Annotated in this window: 18 protein-coding genes and 1 pseudogene; 12 read left to right on the forward strand and 7 right to left on the reverse strand. The window is 52.7% G+C overall.

The genetic code is table 11. The features are described 5' to 3' along the window. The first annotated feature begins 144 nt into the window (after window positions 1-144). The 8 genes and pseudogenes from E2L00_RS02330 to E2L00_RS02365 all read left to right on the forward strand — a co-directional run bounded on the left by E2L00_RS02330 (window position 145) and on the right by E2L00_RS02365 (window position 8,066). Window positions 145-297: a hypothetical protein gene (locus tag E2L00_RS02330; protein WP_167606430.1), complete on the forward strand. Its 153-nt coding sequence runs from the start codon at window positions 145-147 to the stop codon at window positions 295-297. A gap of 25 nt (window positions 298-322) precedes the next feature. Then, window positions 323-1,612, forward strand: coding sequence for an MFS transporter (locus E2L00_RS02335; protein WP_167606433.1), 1,290 nt, complete (start codon window positions 323-325; stop codon window positions 1,610-1,612). Between the two features lie 349 nt (window positions 1,613-1,961). After that, window positions 1,962-2,093: pseudogene (locus tag E2L00_RS02340) on the forward strand (bifunctional D-altronate/D-mannonate dehydratase); the annotation flags it as partial. Window positions 2,094-2,188: 95 nt separating this feature from the next. After that, the gene (locus tag E2L00_RS02345; protein WP_167607527.1) at window positions 2,189-3,523 is read left to right on the forward strand and encodes an MFS transporter; all 1,335 of its coding nucleotides are present in this window, start codon (window positions 2,189-2,191) and stop codon (window positions 3,521-3,523) included. A 64-nt stretch (window positions 3,524-3,587) separates the two neighbouring features. Then, complete coding sequence (locus E2L00_RS02350) at window positions 3,588-4,601, forward strand: Zn-dependent oxidoreductase (RefSeq protein ID WP_167606436.1); 1,014 nt, start codon at window positions 3,588-3,590, stop codon at window positions 4,599-4,601. A 61-nt stretch (window positions 4,602-4,662) separates the two neighbouring features. After that, window positions 4,663-6,060 carry an MFS transporter gene (locus E2L00_RS02355; protein ID WP_201279258.1) on the forward strand — a complete coding sequence of 466 codons (1,398 nt, stop codon included), beginning with the start codon at window positions 4,663-4,665 and terminating at the stop codon, window positions 6,058-6,060. Window positions 6,061-6,199: 139 nt separating this feature from the next. Further along, complete coding sequence (locus E2L00_RS02360) at window positions 6,200-7,651, forward strand: mannitol dehydrogenase family protein (protein WP_167606438.1); 1,452 nt, start codon at window positions 6,200-6,202, stop codon at window positions 7,649-7,651. Between the two features lie 121 nt (window positions 7,652-7,772). After that, window positions 7,773-8,066, forward strand: coding sequence for a hypothetical protein (locus tag E2L00_RS02365; protein WP_167606441.1), 294 nt, complete (start codon window positions 7,773-7,775; stop codon window positions 8,064-8,066). 363 nt (window positions 8,067-8,429) lie between these two features. Here the strand turns inward: E2L00_RS02365 and E2L00_RS02370 are convergent, their stop codons facing one another. The 3 genes from E2L00_RS02370 to ftrA form a co-directional block, all read right to left on the reverse strand. Beyond that, window positions 8,430-8,780, reverse strand: a complete 351-nt coding sequence (locus E2L00_RS02370; RefSeq protein ID WP_167606444.1) for an RcnB family protein — start codon at window positions 8,778-8,780, stop codon at window positions 8,430-8,432. A 387-nt stretch (window positions 8,781-9,167) separates the two neighbouring features. Then, the gene (mgtS, locus tag E2L00_RS02375; RefSeq protein ID WP_167606446.1) at window positions 9,168-9,263 is read right to left on the reverse strand and encodes a protein MgtS; all 96 of its coding nucleotides are present in this window, start codon (window positions 9,261-9,263) and stop codon (window positions 9,168-9,170) included. Between the two features lie 119 nt (window positions 9,264-9,382). After that, entirely contained in the window at window positions 9,383-10,390 is a 1,008-nt protein-coding gene (gene ftrA, locus E2L00_RS02380; RefSeq protein ID WP_201279259.1) for a transcriptional regulator FtrA, read from the reverse strand. 64 nt (window positions 10,391-10,454) lie between these two features. On the opposite strand from ftrA, the gene E2L00_RS02385 reads away from it, so the two are divergent. Beyond that, window positions 10,455-10,844, forward strand: a complete 390-nt coding sequence (locus E2L00_RS02385; RefSeq protein WP_167606451.1) for a rhodanese-like domain-containing protein — start codon at window positions 10,455-10,457, stop codon at window positions 10,842-10,844. A gap of 55 nt (window positions 10,845-10,899) precedes the next feature. On the opposite strand, the gene E2L00_RS02390 is transcribed toward E2L00_RS02385, so the two are convergent. From E2L00_RS02390 to E2L00_RS02405, 4 genes are all read right to left on the reverse strand, one after another. After that, entirely contained in the window at window positions 10,900-13,290 is a 2,391-nt protein-coding gene (locus E2L00_RS02390) for a glucose/quinate/shikimate family membrane-bound PQQ-dependent dehydrogenase (protein WP_167606453.1), read from the reverse strand. A gap of 341 nt (window positions 13,291-13,631) precedes the next feature. Further along, entirely contained in the window at window positions 13,632-14,534 is a 903-nt protein-coding gene (locus E2L00_RS02395; RefSeq protein ID WP_167606455.1) for an endonuclease/exonuclease/phosphatase family protein, read from the reverse strand. A gap of 290 nt (window positions 14,535-14,824) precedes the next feature. Next, window positions 14,825-17,122, reverse strand: coding sequence for an FdhF/YdeP family oxidoreductase (locus E2L00_RS02400; RefSeq protein WP_167606458.1), 2,298 nt, complete (start codon window positions 17,120-17,122; stop codon window positions 14,825-14,827). Between the two features lie 205 nt (window positions 17,123-17,327). Next, window positions 17,328-17,660: a hypothetical protein gene (locus tag E2L00_RS02405; RefSeq protein WP_167606460.1), complete on the reverse strand. Its 333-nt coding sequence runs from the start codon at window positions 17,658-17,660 to the stop codon at window positions 17,328-17,330. A gap of 364 nt (window positions 17,661-18,024) precedes the next feature. Here E2L00_RS02405 and E2L00_RS02410 point away from each other — a divergent pair, with 364 nt between their 5' ends. The 3 genes from E2L00_RS02410 (at window position 18,025) to E2L00_RS02420 (ending at window position 21,504) form a co-directional block, all read left to right on the forward strand. Next, window positions 18,025-19,710 carry a methyl-accepting chemotaxis protein gene (locus tag E2L00_RS02410; protein ID WP_167606463.1) on the forward strand — a complete coding sequence of 562 codons (1,686 nt, stop codon included), beginning with the start codon at window positions 18,025-18,027 and terminating at the stop codon, window positions 19,708-19,710. A gap of 199 nt (window positions 19,711-19,909) precedes the next feature. Next, window positions 19,910-21,067 (forward strand): coiled-coil domain-containing protein, encoded by a 1,158-nt coding sequence (locus E2L00_RS02415; protein ID WP_167606465.1) that lies wholly within the window; start codon window positions 19,910-19,912, stop codon window positions 21,065-21,067. A 23-nt stretch (window positions 21,068-21,090) separates the two neighbouring features. Then, the gene (locus E2L00_RS02420; protein ID WP_167606468.1) at window positions 21,091-21,504 is read left to right on the forward strand and encodes a hypothetical protein; all 414 of its coding nucleotides are present in this window, start codon (window positions 21,091-21,093) and stop codon (window positions 21,502-21,504) included. The last annotated feature ends 119 nt before the right edge of the window (window positions 21,505-21,623 follow it).

The following is a 21,623-nucleotide window of genomic DNA, read 5'->3' on the forward strand; positions in this document are numbered from 1 at the left end:
TCGTGTATGTTGCCTGTTTGTAAAATCATCTAATGAAAAATGTGATAAAGGCCAATAAAAGGGTCTGACTAAGCTTGTATGGTAGTCTGGTGGGGCGGAGTTGTGAAATAACCGGGTGAATAGTAGTTATTTAAGACGAAAGTTATGCACAAACAACCGGGCGATAAATCACATTTGCGCATCGCGTCAAATAAAAATGCCAGAAGCTGGCCGTATGAAACGGCTTCTCTGGCGCTGGCGCTTTTCGAAGACGGCACGCAGTACCCGGCCCTGGCAAAGGTTGCCTTCATTGATTAACGATTAACTTGCAAAGGAAATCTAAATGGAAACAGGCGATTCACTTACTGCTTCGGCCCTCCGGCAAAAGCCTGCGCGAATACGAAAAATTCAGCTAGTCACGCTGACGCTGCTATTTATTGCGGGCATCGTAAATTTCTTAGACAGATCTTCCCTGAGCGTTGCCAGCGAGGCCATTCGCGGCGAGCTTGGGCTTTCGGCAACGGAATTAGGGGTTTTACTCTCGGCTTTCTCGCTTTCTTATGGCTTTGCACAACTTCCTTCAGGTCTGTTAATCGATCGCTTTGGTTCACGTCTGGTGTTAGGCGGCGGCCTGATCCTGTGGTCATTGATGCAGGCACTGACCGGCATCGTGAATTCCTTTAGCCATTTTATTTTATTGCGCATCGGGTTAGGTATCGGTGAAGCACCCTTTATGCCTGCCGGGGTGAAATCCATTACCGACTGGTACGTTGCAAAAGAGCGCGGTAAGGCGTTAGGTATTTTTAATTCTTCGACGGTGCTGGGGCAGGCCATTGCTCCGCCCGCGTTAGTATTGATGCAGATAGCCTGGGGCTGGCGCACGATGTTTGTGGTCATTGGCCTTGCGGGCATACTCGTCGGCGTGTGCTGGTACGTCTGGTATCGTAACCGTGACAAATTTGCGTTGCAGAAAGACGAGCAGCACTACCTGGCGACACCGTCTGTTCCACAACCACAACTGAGTCTGAAAGAGTGGGGAGCCTTATTTAAACGCCGTACCGTCTGGGGCATGATTCTGGGTTTTTCTGGCGTGAATTATACAGGTTGGTTATATATCGCGTGGCTGCCTTCTTATCTACAGGCACAGCAAGGATTTAGCCTTGCGAAAACAGGATGGGTTGCGGCAATCCCATTCCTTGCAGCCGCGCTGGGGATGTGGTGTAACGGTTTTGTGCTGGACGCGTGTGCAAAACGTGGTTTCGACCTGGCAAAAACACGCAAAACGGCCATCGTGACGGGGCTTGTGCTCTCGGCTTCAGGTACGCTGCTCGTCGTTCAGTCGACAACGCCTGCGGCAGCGGTCGCCTTTATTTCCATGGCGTTATTCTGCGTCCATTTTGCCGGCACCTCTGCCTGGGGATTAGTGCAGGTAATGGTATCGGAAGCTAAGGTCGCTTCGGTCGCATCGATTCAGAACTTCGGCAGTTTTGTGTTCGCTTCTTTTGCACCTGTTGTAACCGGTTGGGTCGTGGACACTACCGGATCTTTTGATCTGGCTTTAATTATTGCTGCCTGTGTCACATTCTTGGGCGCATTGTGTTACGCCTTTATCGTCAAAAATAATGTGGAATAACGTTCCCATTCCTCTCAGCCTTGTTTAAGGATGATGTACGGCGGTTTATGTATCCGGCCGCCGTATTTTTTGTCCGCTCTCTGCGGGCGCATTACTCATCGCTATAGCCCATCTTCTCAATGCGCCAGGCTGTCTTTCACCCTATAGCCACGCTTGCTGGGACAGATGCGTGGCTATTCTTTTCCTTCTTTCCTGCGCTGCCCGCCGCTTGTTTTCCAGTGCAAAATTCACACATAAAATGTGACTCAGTCCGTCAAAATCAGTTAAATATACTTGTATGGTAGTAGGCGCGAGGGTAATTTTAGCCATATTGTGGCTCTCTGCATCTACCCGCGTTAAGGAAAGCAGAATGAAAATTGTTAAGACAGAAGTGCCTGTTTCCTGTCCCGGTCGTAACTTTGTCACGCTGAAAATCACCACTGACAAAGGACTGACGGGCGCTGGCGACGCCACGTTAAAGGGCCGTGAATTACCGGTAGCCCGGCTGGAAGACGGCACGCTGTGGAACTGATAAGACAAGAAAATCTGGCCAGGGACGGCAGCGAAATCAACCCTATAAATAAAGGTTAAGTGATGATGATCAGCTCAGTCGATATTAAAAATGAAGTGGATAATACGCCGGTCATTCGACGCGTTGCTGCGGCATCTGCAATAGGCACCGCCGCTGAATACTATGATTTCTTTGCCTATGGCACTGCCGCCGTGCTCTTTTTTGGGCACTTATTCTTTCCCAGCGAAGATCCGTTAATCAGTACGCTTGCCGCCTTTGCGACGTACGCCGTTGGTTTTCTCGCTCGTCCACTAGGCGGGATTATATTCGGACATATAGGCGATAAGGTCGGGCGGAAAAAAGCGCTGGTAATCACCATTCTGATTGTGGGGTTAGGGACATTCTGCATCGGCCTTTTACCCACCTATGAAAAAATTGGCATCTGGGCGCCGGTACTTTTAATTTTCATTCGCGTTTTGCAGGGCTTTGGCGTCGGGGGAGAGCAGGCGGGTGCCGTGCTGATGACCGCTGAATATGCCGTTCCGGCGCGACGCGGATTTTTCGCCAGTTGGGTGCAGATTGGCGCACCGGTAGGGTTTTTACTGCCGCTGGCGCTGTTTGCCCTGCTTAATGCCACTTTATCCCCGGAAGCGATGATGGACTATGGCTGGCGCATTCCGTTCCTGCTTAGCCTGTTATTAGTCATCGTTGGATTATTTATCCGCCTGAAAATCGATGAGTCACCGGTTTTTGCGCAGATTCGGGAAACCAAAGCCGAAGAGTCACGCCCGTTAGTTGAGGTTATTCGCGATTTTCCAGCAATCATTGCCAAGGGCGTCTGTGCAAAGTTAATCGAAGCCTGCACGTTTGCCATGTTCACCGTTATCGTGCTGGCATACGGTAAGGCCAATAATCTGGACGCCAATATTTTAATGGAAACCATGATTGTCGCCATTATTCTGGAGATAATCATGATCCCTCTCATGGGCGCCCTCTGCGATAAAACTGGCCGCAAACCCGTTTATATTTTTGGTGCCTTATTACAGGTAATAATGATTGTGCCGTTCTTCCTTGCGATTAATCAGGACAGCTTCTGGTTAACGCAACTGGTAATGATTCTGGTACTTAGCATCGGCCACAGCATGTGTTATGCGCCACAGGCTTCTTATTTCCCGGAGCTTTTCCCAACGCCTATTCGCTGTAGCGGTATCGCATTAATCTGGCAGGTAGGTTCGTTAATCGGCAGCGGACTGCTGGGGCTGGTTGCCGTGAAAATATTGCAGATGACCGGCGGGCATTATTACGGCCTGGCTACCTACGTTATCGTTTTGGGGGTTATTTCAGTTATCGGCCTCCTTATGATGCCGGAAACTGCACCATTACGGCTGAAAAAAGAATATCAGCAATGGCATCAACATTAATTGCCGGGCCTGTTTTTCAGTCCGCCAGGATAAAACTTAGTAATTTATTAAAAGGAGAGATTAAATGAAAAGTATCACTATTCAACAACCGGGAACGCTTGTTATTGAAGAGCGCCCGCAGATTAAACCACAGCCTGGCGAGGTGCGTATTCGTGTGACAAGCGCGGGGATTTGTGGCTCTGATATCCATATTTATCGCGGCCACAACCCGTTCGCGAAATATCCTCGCGTTATCGGCCATGAGTTCTTTGGCCAGATAGATGCGACAGGCGAAGGCGTTGACGCTTCCCGCATTGGTGAGCGGGTGGTCGGCGACCCGGTGGTCAGTTGCGGCCATTGTTACCCTTGCTCCGTTGGGCGGCCTAACGTTTGTACGCAACTGCAGGTAATTGGCGTGCATCGCGACGGCGGTTTCAGCGAATACGTCACGTTGCCTGCAAAAAACGCGTACGTAGTGCCCGACAGCATTCCGGATAACGAAGCTACGATGGTTGAGCCTTTTACCATTGCTGCCAACATCTGTAACCAGATGAACCCCGGCCCGCTGGATACGGCGCTGATCTACGGCGCGGGGCCGATGGGGCTGACCACCATTCAGGTTCTGCGCGGCGTTTACGGTGTAAAAGAAATCCTCGTGGCCGATCGTATTGATGAACGTCTGGCGATGGCGCAGGCCAACGGTGCGCATCGCATAATTAATAACGCGAACCGCGAGCTGAAAGCCGAGCTGGAGGCGTCAGGTATCCGGCCAACGTTAATCATTGATGCCGCCTGCCATCCGTCCATATTGCCGGAGGCTATCAGCCTTGCATCGCCCGCCGCGCGCATTGGAATTATGGGATTCTCATCTGACCCTTGCGTCCTTAATCAACAGAGTATCACCAGCAAAGAACTCACTATTTACAGCTCACGTTTAAACAGTAAACGCTTCCCGCAGGTCATTAGCTGGATGGCGGAGCAAAAAATACGGCCAGAGAAATTAATCACCCACCAGTTCGCTTATACGCAGGTGACTGAAGCGATGGAAATCTTCGAGAAAGACCAGCAGCGATGCTGCAAGGTTCTCCTGAAATTCTAAGCAACGTCCTCCTTACCTGAAGATTTGCTGTATCCACAACGATAAGTTACAGGGATGAAAAATGAATACAACAATGCTAAACAAGGCTCAGCCGGAAAGAAGCACCGCTGATTTAATTAAAGCGGCCGTATCCGGCTGGCTCGGCACCGCGCTGGAATTTATGGATTTTCAACTTTATTCTCTGGGTGCCGCTCTGGTGTTCCACGAAATATTTTTTCCAGAACAGTCGGCGGCGATGGCGCTGATTCTGGCGATGGGAACCTATGGCGCGGGATATATCGCCCGTATTGCAGGCGCATTTATTTTTGGCCGCATGGGCGACACTATCGGCCGTAAAAAAGTATTGTTTATCACTATCACTATGATGGGAATTTGCACCACGTTAATTGGCGTATTACCGACCTACGCGCAAATTGGCATATTCGCCCCGTTACTACTGGTGCTCCTGCGAATTATCCAGGGGCTTGGGGCAGGGGCAGAGATATCGGGTGCGGGCACGATGCTTGCGGAATATGCGCCAAAGGGTAAGCGCGGCATTATTTCTTCGCTGGTCGCCATGGGCACCAACTGCGGCACGTTATCGGCAACGGCCATCTGGGCCGTGATGTTCTTCTTCCTCACTAAAGAAGAGCTGCTGGCCTGGGGCTGGCGTGTACCGTTCCTGGCAAGCGCCGTGGTGATGATTTTTGCCATCTGGCTGCGACTGAACCTTAAAGAAAGCCCGGTCTTTGAAAAGGTCAGCGACAAAGCAGGCGCCAGCGTTGCCGCGCAACCGGCTGCGGATAAAACGCACTCTCTGGGCGCAATGTTCACCAGCAAGTCGTTCTGGCTGGCAACCGGGCTACGTTTTGGTCAGGCGGGCAACTCAGGCTTAATCCAGACATTTCTGGCCGGTTATCTGGTGCAAACCTTGCTGTTTGAAAAAAGCATTCCAACCGATGCGCTGATGATTAGCTCCGTGATTGGCTTTATTACTATCCCGCTGCTGGGCTGGCTGTCCGACAAAATGGGCCGTCGTATTCCTTATATTATCGTCAGCGTTTCTTCGATCGTTCTCGCTTATCCGATGCTGTCGATGATTATGGATAAGGGTAACGATGTGAACGTGATTATGGCCTCAATCGTCATTATCCATAACGTGGCGGTGCTGGGGCTGTTTGCGCTGGAAAACATCACCATGGCGGAAATCTTCGGTTCCCGTAATCGCTTTACACGCATGGCGATTTCTAAAGAAGCAGGCGGCCTGGTGGCCGTTGGCTTTGGACCGGTACTGGCGGGGATTTTCGTCAATGTGACCGACGCCTGGTGGCCTATCGTGGTGATGATGATCGTTTACTCCATCATTGGGCTAGTTTCCGCCGTTATCATGCCGGAAGTGAAAGACCGCGACCTTAGCGCGCTGGAAGACGCCGCGGAGAAGCCAGAAGCACAGCGGGCGGGCACATCGTTACCTGTCTGAGGAAAACAAACGTGAGTTGTCATACATCTTTTTGCTTTATGTCATACCAAATGACTGAAGTTTAATCCAAATCAAAAAGCAGCCTACCATAGCAGGTAATCTGTGGCTGTCCGATGTTCTTTTAACAGCGAGTTTTAAAATGGAAAACAAGCTCTTATCTGCAAAAGCCATAGTTCCGCATTACGATCGTAGCAAACTGGTTCCGCGTATCGTTCATTTGGGTTTTGGCGCGTTTCATCGTGCCCACCAGGCGGTGTACACCGATATCCTTGCTCAGGAACACGGCAGCGACTGGGGTTACTGTGAAGTGAACCTGATTGGCGGCGAGCAGCAAATTGCCGATCTCAGGCAGCAGGATAATCTCTACAGCGTGGCGGAAATGTCTGCCAGTGCCTGGCAGTGTCGTGTGGTTGGCGTAGTGAAAAAAGCGCTCCACGCCCGGACAGACGGTCTGGAGGCGATATTCGATGCCATGACGCAGCCCGAAGTGGCAATTGTTTCTCTCACCGTGACTGAAAAGGGATACTGCCATGCGCCCGCCACGGGAACGATCTTACAGGATCATCCGCTTATCGTGCACGACCTGGCAAATCCTCATCAGCCGCAGTCCGCACCTGGCGTGATTGTCGAGGCGCTGGCCCGCCGTAAAGCCGCGGGTTTACCGGCATTCAGCGTCATGTCCTGCGATAACATGCCCGAGAACGGCCACGTAACCCGTAACGTTGTGACCGCTTATGCGGATGCGCTCGACCCGCAGTTAGGCGCGTGGATCAAAGCCAACGTTACGTTCCCGTCAACGATGGTCGATCGCATTGTACCGGCTGTGACGCCAGAGACCCTTGCTCAGGTAGCACAGGCAACCGGCGTTGCCGATCCGGCCGCTGTCGCCTGCGAGCCTTTCCGCCAGTGGGTTATCGAAGATAACTTCGTTGCTGGCCGTCCGGAGTGGGAAAAGGCCGGCGCCGAACTGGTGGCAGACGTTCTGCCTTATGAAGAGATGAAGCTGCGCATGCTTAACGGTAGCCACTCCTTGCTGGCTTATCTGGGCTATCTCGCGGGTTATCAGCATATTTCTGACTGCATGCAGGACGAAAACTATCGCCGTGCTGCGCGCCAACTGATGCTGAGTGAGCAGGCGCCTACGCTAAAAGTAACGGGCGTTGATTTAGGCCAGTATGCGGATTCGCTTATTGCGCGCTACACCAATCCGGCGCTGCGCCACCGCACCTGGCAAATCGCCATGGACGGCAGCCAGAAGCTTCCGCAGCGCTGGCTGGACGCTATTCGCTGGCACCTCGCACACGGCAGTCGTTTTGACCTGCTGGCCCTGGGCGTAGCCGGATGGATGCGTTACGTCGGCGGCGTTGATGAGCAGGGCGAAAAAATCGACATCAGCGATCCGCTCCTGCCAACAATTCAGCAGGCGGTAGCCTCAAGCCAGGAAGGGGAAGCCCGCGTTCAGGCTTTGTTAGGGCTGAAAACTATCTTTGGTGAGGATCTGCCTGCTAACGAGCGATTCGTTAAACAGGTTACCGGGGCTTATCTGACGCTGCGTGAGTATGGCGCAAAAGCGACGGTGGCAAAATACTAAACCATTATGCGGCCTTCTTCGCCAGCAAGAAGGCCCGTTATGGGATGACCTGCGGCGTTTTGGCAGGTATATTTTGCGGGATATCGCGATTCCTCGCGCCAATGTAATTAAGGTAACTCTAATGGCAAAGCATCCCGTCGGTAAGCATCTGCGCGCGCCCGTCACGTTCAACGATAAAAACGTATTGATTTACGTCGTGCGTGGTTCACAAATTGAACATATGCCGGCGGACGAAGACGACGATTATCCGGGCGATATGCAGATGCTGATGCCGCAACTGACCAAAGATTTTGATTCGGAATTAAACAGCTCGCTTGCGGAATGCGCATCGGGCGATGTAATTGTCTTTATGTGCACGACCGATTTTATTTTTGAATATGGTTATTCGACGGTTAAAGCGTTACGCAGCGCATAAAACCAAACCCCGGCGTGCCGGGGTCCGTCTGCTTTTAGTGACGATGATAATGGTGGTGCCCGCCGCCGTGATGATATCCGTCGTGCCAGATGCAGCCGCTTAAAGAAAGTACTATTGCCAGGCTGGTCAGAACTAATAAAATTTTTTTCATGGTGTATTACCGTCTTCACTATTAACCTGCGAGTAATTATCGGTAAACGGCAAACGCAAACTACCAGAATAAACTCAAAAAGAACGTCTTCACACTTTCTTCACTATTGTTCGATAATTAATCCTGGCCAGCTTTCCGCGGGTAAAAATAAAGACCGCTGCAATAAAAATAACGCAGCGGTCTTTATTTTCAATTCGGCACTACTGGCGGTATTAGTGTGCGTAAAAAATCTCACCCTTCATTGCGCGGAGGATTTTGCCTTCGGCGTCGGTAATCAGCACGTAGTTGCCGCCCATGTAGGTCCAGTGGCTTCCTGCTTCGGGCGCCGGGAGATGCCTGATTTTCCAGGCGTCAATCTGATACTCTTTGGTGCGATAGAGATCGGGCGCAATGTCGCCAATAGCAAAGTGCTTATAATCGGCGTAAAACTCTTTAAGTTCATATGAGGTGTTGGCATTGCTTTGCGGGGCGGCAGGCGCGGGTTCACTATAAGCCTGCGCTGAAAAAGCGACGGGCAGTCCCATCAACAGGACTGAGAGCAACACAACTTTCGACTTACGCATAACTTCTCCACTTGTAGATCAATTTTTGTAGTAGCGCACTAAACGTATCATCACCCAAAAGAGTCTGTCGAATGATGTGCAAACGTAACACGATAAGAATGGCTGCGAATAGCGCTCATCACAAGTTAACTAAAAAACATACTTTGACGGCTTGTTTAAGCTGGGTTGAGCCAGAGAAAGCTATTGTGGTGGGCGGTGGGATTTACGCAAAAATAAACATCATTATCCGCGTGGTTTCACTAATAATAAAAATCTGGCCATGCAGCTTTGAACCGTCATCCAGAGTGGCGGTTTTTTTTTGCCTGCCGGGCGTAAAGCGCGCAAAAAAATGCCCCCCGAGATTTGCATCTGCGAGGGGCACGGTTGGCGGGGGTAGATCACCGTTCATCAGTCATCCCATTTGTGGCTTAAGTAAGCAGCAAGAAACCCGGAAAAAACAATAAATCCCAGCACTGCTATAAATACGTTCATATTTCCCAGCATAATCACTCCTCGTTGTTGCGCATTTCGATAGAAATACCTCTCGTTAATTGAAATTGTCTCATCAGAGTGGAAGCATTATAGCGGGCGCAAGTTAAACAAGGCCTAACCGCTGGTAAATATTAGCCTTGTGAGGTAAAAGTTTTGCGGTAAGTTGCAGGCGTGGTGGCAAGCTGTGTCCGGAAATGATGGCGTAAGGTGGCCGCGCTGCCAAATCCAGCCCGCTGGGCAATCTTCTCGATGGACAGGGAGCTGTTCTCCAGTAAATCCCGGCTTCTGGCTAAGCGGGCGGTTAATAACCACCTGGCGGGCGTGGTGCCCGTCGCGGCTTCGAAGCGCCGCAGAAAAGTGCGTGGGCTCATGCCAACAAATTTTGCAAGCGTTACCACGCTGTGCGCTTTGTCCAGGCTGGCATGAAGATGGTCGAAGAGCGGACTCAACCGATGGCTCTCGTAAGTAACCGGCACGGCCTGTGCAATGAACTGCGCCTGGCCGCCGTCGCGGTGGGGTGGAACGACCAGCCGACGCGCGACGGTATTGGCCGCGGCGCTGCCGTAATCGCGTCGTACCAGATGTAAACCAAGATCGATTCCCGCCGCGCTGCCTGCGGAGGTCAGCACGTCGCCGTTATCGATATATAAAACGTCCGGCATAACCTGAATAGCCGGATAGCGCTGCTGGAGTAAAGCGGTATACCGCCAGTGCGTCGTGGCCTGTCGATTATTGAGCAGTCCGGCGGCTGCCAGCACGAATACTCCTGAGCAGATAGACATAATTCTCGTGCCGCGAAGGTGTGCGGCGACCAGCGCATTGCATAGCTCAACGGGCACCGGCGAATCCGCACCCCGCCAGCCCGGCACAATGATTGTCCCGGCCTGCGCCAGCAGCTCAAGCCCGCCGTCTACCGCCAGACGAATCCCGCCTGTTGCCCGCAGCTCGCCCTTATCGATGCCCGCCACGGCGAAACGATACCAGTCGTCGCCCATCTCCGGACGAGCCAGCCCGAAGATTTCCACGGCAACGCCGAATTCGAAGGTACACAGACCATCATAGGCCAAAGCGACAACTAAGGAATTTTTCAAGCGATTACCTGCGGGATTGATTGTCATGATCTTCACGCTATCCGTCATTTCTGCCACCTGTCAAGCCAGCGGCACGGCCCTATAGTAGAGCCTTACACAAAGAGGAGAGTCTATGAGCTACGTATCTGAATACCCGCCTGCCGCACCCGAAATTGCCGCCGCCCATTTTTTGCAACGCCTCAGCCTTGAAACAGACTGCGACGATGTTCACTCCGCGATGAAAGAAGGGGATAGGGACTTTGTGCTGTTACATGTGGTGGGCTCACCGGAAGCTTTCGCCCGTCGGCACATTCCTGGCGCTTTGCACCTGCGGCACCGTGATATAAACGCGGAACGCATGAATGAATGGCCAGCCGATACGCTGTTTGTGGTGTACTGCGCCGGACCGCACTGTAACGGTGCTGATCGGGCAGCGCTGAAGCTGGCTCGTCTGGGACGTCCGGTTAAAATTATGATCGGCGGAATAACCGGCTGGGCTGACGAGGGTTTTAGCTTCGCCTGATGGTGGGTAAATAAAAATACAGGCGGGCGATCGAAGCGTCACCCGCCGTTGTTAACTACTGCGAATCAGGCAGTGCATAAGCAATAATGTAATCGCCACGGTCAGGCGACTGACGCGCCCCGCCTGCGTTAATCACAATGTATTGCTTACCGGTTTTTGGCGACACGTAGGTCATAGGCCCGGACTGGCTGCCGACCGGCAGGCGAGACTTCCAGATCTCTTTGCCATTTGCGGTATCAAAAGCACGCAGATAGAAATCCTGCGTACCCGCGAAGAACAGCAGGCCAGACTGCGTTGAGAGCGACGCGCCCAGGGTCGGCATACCGATTGGGATTGGCATATGCATACGAATACCTAACGGGCCGGTATCCTGCACGGTGCCAACTGGAACCTGCCAGACAATCTTCCCGGACTTCAGGTCGACGGCAGACATGGTGCCAAAAGGTGGTTTCTGGCATGGAATGCCCAGCGGCGACAGGAAGCGCTCACGCATCGCGCCGAACGGCGTACCATCCATAGGTACAATGCCCATTTCAATACCGCTTGCGTCTTTCGCTACATTTGCGCGCGGCACCATGTAGTTCGCCAGACCCAGGCGCATATCATTAACAAACATCAGGCTGTTGTTCGGGTCAACGGAAACGCCGCCCCAGTTCATGCCGCCCAGCGAACCCGGATATTGCAGGGAACGATCCAGTCCCGGCGGCGTGAAGACGCCTTCGTGACGCATGCCTTTAAATTCGATACGGCACATCAGCAGGTCGATAGGCGTCGCGCCCCACATATCCGATTCTTTAAGCGTCTCGTTGCCGATCATCGGCATACCGACAGAATAAGGCTGGGTTTTTGAGTAGCGCTCGCCTGCAATATGGCCCTGCGGCACCGGACGTTCTTCTACTTTCGCCACCGGCTCGCCGGTTTCGCGATTAAGCATAAAGATCATGCCCTGCTTGGAGGTCTGAACGATAACCGGCGTGGTGCCGCCTTTTCCGTTCGGCAGATCGTAAAGCAGCGGCTGCGCCGGCAGGTCGAAGTCCCATAAATCGTGATGAGTGGTCTGATAATGCCAGCGCACCTGGCCCGTCGCCGCGTCAACGGCCACGATAGAAGAGTTGTATTTATCATCTTCCGGGGTACGCGTGCCGCCGAAGAAGTCAGGCGTGGCGTTACCGGTTGGCAGATAAATCAGGCCCAGCTTCGCATCATAAGACATGGCTGACCACACGTTCGGCGTACCGCGCGTGTAGGTCTGGCCTTCTGGCGGTACACCGGTCATCGCCGGGTTACCCGGATCCCAGGCCCAGGCCAGTTTGCCGGTGTGAACGTCATAAGCACGCACCACGCCCGGAGGCTCGCCGGTAGAGAAGTTATCCGCCACGCGGCCGCCGACCACTACCAGATTGCCCGCCACGAGCGGCGTGGATGTCTGCTGGTAGTAGCCAGGTTTAACTTCGCCCATGCCGACTTTTAGATCCACGGTGCCGTGGTCGCCAAAGTCATCGCACAGCTTGCCGTTGTCCGCGTTGATTGCCAGCAGGCGCGCATCGGTGGTTGGCAGGAACAGGCGGCGAGGACAGGCCGCTGGCTGAGCCGGGGCGGCAAGCGTAGCCGCTGCTCGCTGGGTGGTTTCTTCGAAGTAACCTAATCCACGGCAGCGTTGCCAGTTTGGCGCGGTGGCTTTGCTGTCGAAACGCCATTTTTCTTTACCGGAATCCACATCCAGCGCCAGCACTTTGCTGTATGGCGTACAGACAAACAGCGTATCGCCAACCTGTAGCGGCGTGTTTTGATCTTCCGCACCAGAGCCGTTGCTCTGCGGGATATCACCGGTATGCGCAACCCAGGCGACTTTAAGGTCGGAAACGTTGCCTTTATTGATTTGATCAAGTGCTGCAAAACGGTCGCCGTGGGTGGTGTTGCCCCAATGCTTCCAGTCTTTTTGTGCAACACCTGCGGCGACCGGCTTGACCGGTACATCTTCATTGGCTGCGACCAGCACCTGTGGAACAAACATCCAGCCAGCGCTAACCAGCATACAAATGGCGAGAAGCGCAGCAATACCGTAAGCCGGCGCTTTTTTTACCGGCGCTGAAGCGTTTACTGCACGTAAAACCGGCCAGGCGAGAGCCGCCAGGAATGCCAGCACCGCAAAGGTAAACAGGCGTGAAAACAGCGGCCAGAAATCCATGCCCGCATCGCTGATGGCCCAGAAGATGGTGCAAATAAAGGCGAGGGCGTAAAGCATGAGCCCGGAGGTCTTTTTCCTGAAGATCAAGACGGCGGAAATAAGCATCACGATGCCCATCAGCAGGAAATACCAGCTGCCGCCCAGCGAGACTAAATAAGCCCCGCCGATGCCGATGGCGAGACCAATGAGGGCCATCAATCCGCCGAGTACCCACAGCAGCGCCAGAGCCAGGCCGCGTGGGGGAGTATGACTTACCATAACGTTCTCCTGTTGGAACATCTTCCTTGTAGTATGTCCCATAAATGTCGTTTCTTAAACTGCAGGTGCCGGGGCGTCTCTCTGTCGCGAGAAATCGCCTGGCTGTGTACCGGTTGGAGTAAACATGAACGCATCTGGCACGAGATTAACCGGCTTTCAGACGAAAGTGAAAGCTATAACGAACCAAATGGTGAATGTTGCGGCTATCATAATCTGACGTTATGACATTGCAAAGTTGTTAATGAGAGATTTCGCATTTATTGTACAGAAGTTGCTGCGCTGGAAACGGTTGGGCAGACGAGCGCTACCCGACCGGGGGAAGTTAATGGTGAGCCTGAATATTATTGTTCCGTTAACTCAAGATCGGCAATTACCGGGAGATGATCGCTTGCGCCAGACCAGGTAAAGCTTGTGTCGTCATGTGGAATGGTCAGCTTATTCACATTCCATTTTTGGCCTTTAAAAGTGAATATGTGATCGATGTCGATTGCCGGGTTTATCGCCGGCCATGAACGCAAATCCGTTCCTTCTTTATTTACAAGATTCCAGAAGTAACCGAGTTCCCTGACGGGTTGTTCATTCCTGGTTGAATTGAAATCGCCCGCAAGAATTTTCACTGAAGAGGCAATATCCTTAAAATCTGATGGCGCGTCACCAATGCTGACGTCAAGGATATGGCGGGCCTGCGCCAGACGGACAGCGGGATCTTTCTGCCAGTCCAGATGAGTCACCATCACTATCACCGGCGAATCAAAGCCGGGACAGGCAATTTGCGCAAGCAGTACGACGCGCTGTTCAGCTTCTCCCGAGGGCAGGTTTATGACCTGAAAATGCTTTACAGGATATCTGGAAAGAAGCCCCAGACCGTATTCACCGCCGTCAAAATTCAGCGCCTTTCCAAAGGCATAATGTAATCCGTTAGATTCTGCGATGGTTTTTAGCTGATCGATTTTCTTACTGCGTGTAGTTTTATTATCAATCTCAGGGAGAGCGATGATATCCGCGTCAATCTTTTTTATCGCCGCGTTTAATGCGGAAAAATCAGCCACATCCCCGGCGACCTCGTTTTTACCAATATTGTATGTTGCCACCCGCAGATGGGGCTTTTTTTGTGTATAAATTTTGTTGGGGACGCCGCCTTGCTGTACGGCAAGTATTTCATTTCCTGCTAGTTTTGTGTCAGCCAGCACGTTTGCAGACAGGCAGCATGTGGTTAACAACGTAAGACAAATCCTTTTTTTCATAACATCTTCTCTCTGTTTAATATCGGCATCTCAGGCAATGTTATCAGATGAGAATAGCGCGCTTTGTGAGGTGTACTGCAAACTTAACTTTCGTTGCGAATTAAGTGGTCGGCGCTAATTTTATGGATGCCGCAAATAAAAGCGGATATTTATTCAGCAACGCTGGTAAAAGTTCGCTAAAGCGGTGCCCAATAAAGATTGATTGAGGGTATACAGGGGAGAGCAGCCGTCTGAATTATAACCCTGCGTTGACGGCTTTTCTGAAGACAGGCAACGCAGGGAAAGCGCCTTCACGCGATGCGGCTACCGATCGCCGCTATGGACTGGCTGATTTTTACCGGCACCGATTTTGAGGTTGGCGTGCCCGTGCCATCTCCCACGCTTGACAGAGGAACCAGCGGGTTCGTTTCCGGATAGTAGGCCGCCAGATTGCCGCGTGGGATATTGTAAGGCACGACTTTGAACCCGCTGACTTTGCGTGTAATGCCATCGTTCCACACCGTTTCGATATCCACCAGATCGCCTTCCTGCAAGCCCTGCGCAATCATATCGTCGGGATGGATAAACAGCACTTCGCGCTGACCATAAACCCCGCGATAGCGGTCGTCGAGGCCATAAATCGTGGTGTTGTACTGATCGTGAGAACGCAGCGTTTGCAAGGCAAAGGGCGCGTCCAGATCGCCAAATAACGAACCAGGAAGCTTTGCTGCGCTGAATTCCGCCTTGCCGGTCGGCGTGTTAAAACGTAGCTGTGCCGCAGCGTTACCAAGATAAAAGCCACCCGGTTTTTCGCACTGCTGATTGAAGTTCTGAAAGCCTGGAATGGTGGCGGCAATATGATTGCGGATCAGGCTGTAATCATCGGCGAGCGCCAGCCAGTTAAGTTTGGCTTTACCCAAAACGACATCGGCAATGCCCGCCACAATGGCGGTTTCAGAACGCTGCGTAGCGGCAAGAGGATTACCGATCCCTTCGGAGGCATGCACCATGCTGAACGAGTCTTCAACGGTAATAAACTGGCGGCCCGTGGCCTGCATATCCGCCTCGGTACGCCCAAGCGTTGGCAAAATCAGCCCTTCCTTGCCCGGCACCAGGTGACTGCGGTTAAGCTTGGTGCTGATATGCACCGTCAGCCCGCAACGACGCAGCGCCTCTTCCGTGCGGGGACTGTCCGGCGCGGCGGCGGCCAGGTTTCCACCCAGCGCAATCAGCACTCTGATCTCGTCGCGTAGCATGGCCGCCAGCGCTTCGACCGTGTTATGCCCGGCCCGACGCGGGGGTTCAAATTCGAAATGAGCGCTCAGGCTGTCAAGCAGGGCGGCCGACGGTTTCTCATCAATGCCCATCGTGCGGTTACCCTGCACGTTGCTGTGCCCGCGCACCGGACAAAGTCCCGCGCCTGGTTTGCCAAGGTGTCCGCCCAGCAGCTGCAAATTGACTATCTCGCGAACCGTATTTACCGAATGCTTATGCTGCGTGATGCCCATCGCCCAGGTGCAAATAACGCGTTCAGCCTGCTGCCAGATAGCGGCGGCATCGCGCAACTGTTGTTCGCTTAAGCCGGACTGCCGGGTAATGTGCTCCCAGGTTGTGTTATCGATTTCAGTAAACCAGCCGTCTATGCCGTGAGTATGCTCAGCGATAAACCGCTCGTCGAAAATCCCTTTTTCGCCTCGCGCAAGCTGGGTGCGATGGGTTTCCAGCAGCGCTTTCGCCATGCCGCGCACGGCTGCCATATCCCCGCCCAGGTTCGGCTGGTAGTAGTTAGTGCTGATATTGCCCGCGAGAGGAGTAATCACCTCCAGCGGTTTTTGCGGGTCGGCAAATCGTTCCAGGCCGCGCTCACGCAGCGTGTTAAAGGTAACGATTTGTGCACCGTTTTCAGCGGCGTGGCGCAGGCTGTGCAGCATACGCGGGTGGTTGGTGCCGGGATTCTGTCCGAACACAAAGATGGCGTTAGCTTGATCAAAATCGTTGAGATGAATCGTGCCTTTGCCCACGCCGATACTGTGTTTCAGACCGCTGCCGCTGGCCTCGTGGCACATGTTGGAGCAGTCGGGGAAGTTATTGGTACCGACCATGCGCCCAAATAATTGATAAAGGTAAGATGCCTCGTTGCTGGCGCGTCCGGAGGTGTACAGCTCCATCTGATCCGGGCTTTCCAGCGCGTGGATATGTTGCGCAATCAGCGCAAGGGCATCGTCCCAGCTTATCGGTTCGTAGTGGTCAGTTTGGGCGTTATAGCGCAGGGGTTCGGTCAGTCGCCCTTGATACTCAAGGAAATAGTCGCTCTGCGCATAGAGTTTTTTGACGCTGTGCCGGGCAAAAAAACGGCTGTCGATAAAGCGTCGTGTTGCTTCCCAGGTTACGGCTTTGGCACCGTTTTCACAGAAGCTGAAGGTGCTTTTATTATCATCACCCCAGGCACAGCCCGGACAGTCAAAGCCCCGGGCTTTGTTCATGCGCATCAGGTTGCGCAAATTTTTCAGGGCGTGTTTGCTGTCGATAACAAAACGAGTGGTGGCTTCAAGCGAGCCCCAGCCGCCGGCAGCGGCGCGATAGGGCTTAATGGCAGGTTTAAATTTCATTTTACAGGTGTCTTGTTGCGCAAATAATTACATCCAGTTTACTCCTGTTTAACAAAAAAGTACCGGTACGTAGGGCGGCATCGCCACAGAATACCTTTAGCGGGTGCGTGCTTTTCGGCTGGGCTGGATAGCTGATAAGAACTTAATTAACGGAAGGCAAGGATGATGAATAAACCACTCTTACGTTTATTAGCGCTGACTTATCTTATTTCCGGCGGTTTAGCCGCACAGGAAAAACTAATTCAATCGCCAGCGACACCACGCCGGAACCGGCTATCAAAGATCTTCGGGAGAGTTTACCGGGCCTGAAGTCATCGTCTGGCAGGCCGCAGAGGAAAAGTGCCAGATTGTCGTTTTTATCGATAATAAGCGCGTGTACTGCCCGGATGTGACTAACAAAGAAAAAATACAATGATGCCGGACCGGGCATGATGTTTCTTATCACCGCTCCAACAGCCGTTAAGGATCGGATGACAGAGGATATGGCACGGGTGTGGTGCGCTAAAGAGCGGAAAACGCTTTGCTTCAGGCGATGCACGGCTTCCTGTCGGGCAACGATGCCAGTGTGCGCTGTATCAGCACAATGAAGAACGGTCCGCGCTATCTGACCGGCTTGACGTAAAAGCCACGCCTTCAACGATCGTAGTACAGGATAAACCGGCGGTATTTCTGGGTAACGTCACGCCTGACGTTATTTTAAAAGCGCTGTTGGCTAAGCAGGCTTAATCCCTTCAGGTTAAGGCAGTTTGCCATAGAAACGAGCGGCTTTTTATTATGTGATCCGCTTAACTTTCCGCAGGTTATTTGCTACGGAGTCCACAGTTTTGCATCTTGGCTATAAGGGTTCGGGATCCCTTGCCGATGACGTTTCTACACATCTTCCTCTTAAGAGAATCCAGGATATGGCTACAAAAAACCTCAACCAACATGGCACGGTAAATTTCTGGCATCACATCCGCCTGGTCCCGCTGTTTAGTGCCATTCTTGGTGGCATTCTGGTTTTATTTGCCTTATGCATTGCGCTGGCGAGCTATTTCCTGATTCAGAGCGATAAGGCGCTGCAGGACGTCACCGAAGAAATTCAGGTCCGCATGGATATATCTAACAGTTCAAACCATCTGCGCACGGCGCGCCTGAACGTCATTCATGCGGGTTCAGCGGTGCGCATAGGCGATATGGAAGATAACAAAAAAAATATCGCCGAAGCGGAAAAACGTATTAAGCAGGCGCAGGACGGTTTTAATGCTTATATGAATCGCCGGGTAAAAACCCCGGAAGATGAAGCGCTGGATGCGGATTTGCGCAGCTATTTTGATGCCTATATTAATAAAGGCATGCTGCCAATGGTTAAGTTTGCCAAAAACGGCATGTTCGAGGCGATTATCAAGCACGAGAACGAAGAGGCGCGCAAACTCGACGCCGATTACAACGATATCTTGCTCAAAGCCATCGCTATCCGAACGGAAAGAGCAACGGCGTTACGCGCCGAAGCACAGGCGCGCACGCAACTGAGCGTGTTGGTAATGGCCGGTGCGTTTGCCGTGGCGTTGTTCATGACAATCATTACGTTCGTGCTGCTGCGTCGCATCGTGATTGGCCCTTTGCAAGAGGCTGCAACACGTATTGAACGCATCGCTGGCGGCGACTTAACGCTCCCGGAACAGCCATGCGGGCGTAGCGAAATTGGCAAGCTGAGCCAGCATTTACAGGCCATGCAGTCTGCGCTGGTTAAAACGGTAGGGTCGGTACGCGAAAGTGCTGAAGCCATTTACCATGGAACCAGTGAAATTTCCGCCGGCAACACGGATCTTTCTTCACGCACCGAAGAGCAGGCGGCGGCGATTGAGCAAACGGCGGCCAGCATGGAACAGCTAACGTCGACGGTAAAACAGAATGCCGATAACGCTCACCACGCCAGCAAGCTGGCTGAAGATGCTTCGAAAAAAGCCAGTGACGGCGGGCGCATTGTTTCAGGCGTCGTGAAGACGATGAATAACATCTCCACCAGCTCTAAAAAGATTTCTGAGATAACCTCGGTAATAAACAGCATCGCTTTCCAGACCAATATCCTGGCGCTTAATGCCGCCGTGGAAGCCGCACGCGCCGGGGAACAAGGCCGTGGATTTGCCGTTGTGGCAAGTGAAGTGCGCACGCTGGCGCAGCGCAGCGCTCAGGCGGCCAAAGAGATTGAGGGACTGATTAGCGAATCCGTCTCCTTAATTGATTCAGGTTCTGAGCAGGTGGTCCATGCGGGTGAAACCATGAGCGGGCTGGTTGACGCGGTACGACGCGTAACGGACATCATGCTGGAAATCGCCGCCGCGTCCGACGAGCAAAGCCGCGGCATTCAGCAGGTCGGCCAGGCCATTAACGAAATGGACAATGTAACGCAGCAAAACGCCTCGCTGGTGGAAGAAGCAACGGCCGCTGCCGTTTCGCTGGAAGAGCAGGCAGAGCGCCTGACCGCAGCCGTCGGCATCTTCCGTTTGCATGCGCAGGCACAAGCGGCGAAGCCTGCCGTAGCGAAAGTCGCGAAGCTGAAACCGGCTCCGGCGGTTGAAAGCGACGATAACTGGGCGACGTTCTGATGTTAAAGCCCCTCGGCTAAAGGAGAGGGCAAGGGTGAGGGGACTCGTCTTAAAGACAACTTGTCCCCTGGCTGAATTCCCTAATCCGCTGTATAAATAAAGAAATTTTCGGATTAACCGATATCTAAAAGGTATTCATTCGATTTTTCGGACGCGGCGCGGGCTATTCAACCTCACCCAACAACAGGAACACACTGCTGTGAGCATGATCCAGAATCTGATTAAGAAGGCCTTTGGAACCGTCAATGGCAACGAGGCGGCCAGCTTTTTAGCCAGCGCATGCAATCGAATGAAAAACAGCAGCAAAGCTGAGATTCAGTATGAAATCGAGCAGGCCCTGTGCGGTGTGAATCTCAACCGGCTCGGCAGCCAGGACGTTGGAATGCTGGCGCGCCTGAAAGCTGCGGAGGCCGAGGCCATGCAGCTACGCGCCGAATTAAAAGCCGTTGCCGATAAAAGCAAAACGAAAACGGTTTATCAGGATAATCCTGAAACGCTCAGACGGCTGGCGGAAGTTCAGAGCGAACTGGCTGCGGCACGGCTCAATACCGTGCCGCAAGCTGAAATCCAGCGCCTTTCAGCACGTATAGCCGGGCTGCAAAAAAACCTCGAAAGCGAACGCGAGCACCATTATCAGGAACTGGCCTTACTGCGCGAAACCCTGCAACGCAAAATGGAAAAACAGGTTCGCCAGACGCCGGATGGCAGGGTGAGCCAGCAACAGTCCGAACGTATTCTTGATTTGCAAAAAGCGCTCACTGCGCAGAAAGAAATGCATCATGCCGAGCTTGTTCAACTGCATGCAACCATGCAGCAGGACATCGATAACCAACGAATGTTACGCAGCGAACTGGTCAAGAATGGCAATGCTCTGATTGAAACGGTACAGGCATTACAAAACCAGGTGGCCGGGCTTAAACAACAGCTGCAGGAAACGGGCGCGCAAAGCGATACGGCGCGCGTCGCCTATGAACAGGCGTTACAGGCGCATCAAATTTATATCAACGTGCTGAAGAACGAAATCAGCGAGCTGGCTCAGCAGAATAAACTGCTGGAGACCAGCGTCATCGAACACCGCAACAACGTTCAGGCCAGCCGCCTGGAAGTAAAAGAGCTGGACCAGAAAATTCTCACTGTGCAACGCGCTCTGGACGCGATGGCCGAAACCGCGCAGAATTACGCTCGTGCTAAAGAAAACGCTGAAGTTGAGGTTTCGCAGCTTCGTTTTGCGCTGGAACAGGCGCTTAGCGATAGTCAGCGCTGTGAAATATTGAGCCGTAAGCATGAAGCCGCCGAAGCCGAAATCACCCGCGCAAAAGGGGCGACAAGTTTTATGCGCTGGATGACAGAAAAATAACCAACCCCCGCAGGAATTAATCAATGAGTTATCGTTTTACCTTTACCGCACTCGCGGCTTTTTCTCTTTTTGGCTGTGCAAAACCCGTCACCGGAGAGCCAACGGCAGACTTTACTACGGGTTCTACGCTTGTCACCGTTGAACATGCATGGACGCGTACTGACGATGGCGCAACGGTGTATGTTACCGTTGACGGTAAAGATGCCGCAGCGTTAAAAGTTGGCGAGAGCGTTGCGCTTCACCTGCCGGAGGGGACTTATCAGATTGGCGGCTATGCTAAATCACTCATCGGCAAGGTCAGCGTGGAGCCTGTGAAACTCACCACCACAACCGGTGATACGAAGGCGGTGGAATACGCTGTTACCAGGAGCAAACCGGGCTTTAAAGAAGTCCAGCCTGACGAAATAACCGCGCCTGCGGAAGAACCAAGCGCTTAATTCCTTCGAACGTATTCATGTTCGTTAACCTGAGTACGTTCCCCTGATAACCCCGCAGGTCCTGGACCTTAGCCTGAAAAATACTTCCTCTCCATTTCCATTACGGAGAGGGAAGTTTC

The sequence above is a fragment of the Cedecea colo genome (assembly GCF_011808225.1).
GTDB classification, from domain to species: Bacteria; Pseudomonadota; Gammaproteobacteria; order Enterobacterales; family Enterobacteriaceae; genus Dryocola; species Dryocola colo.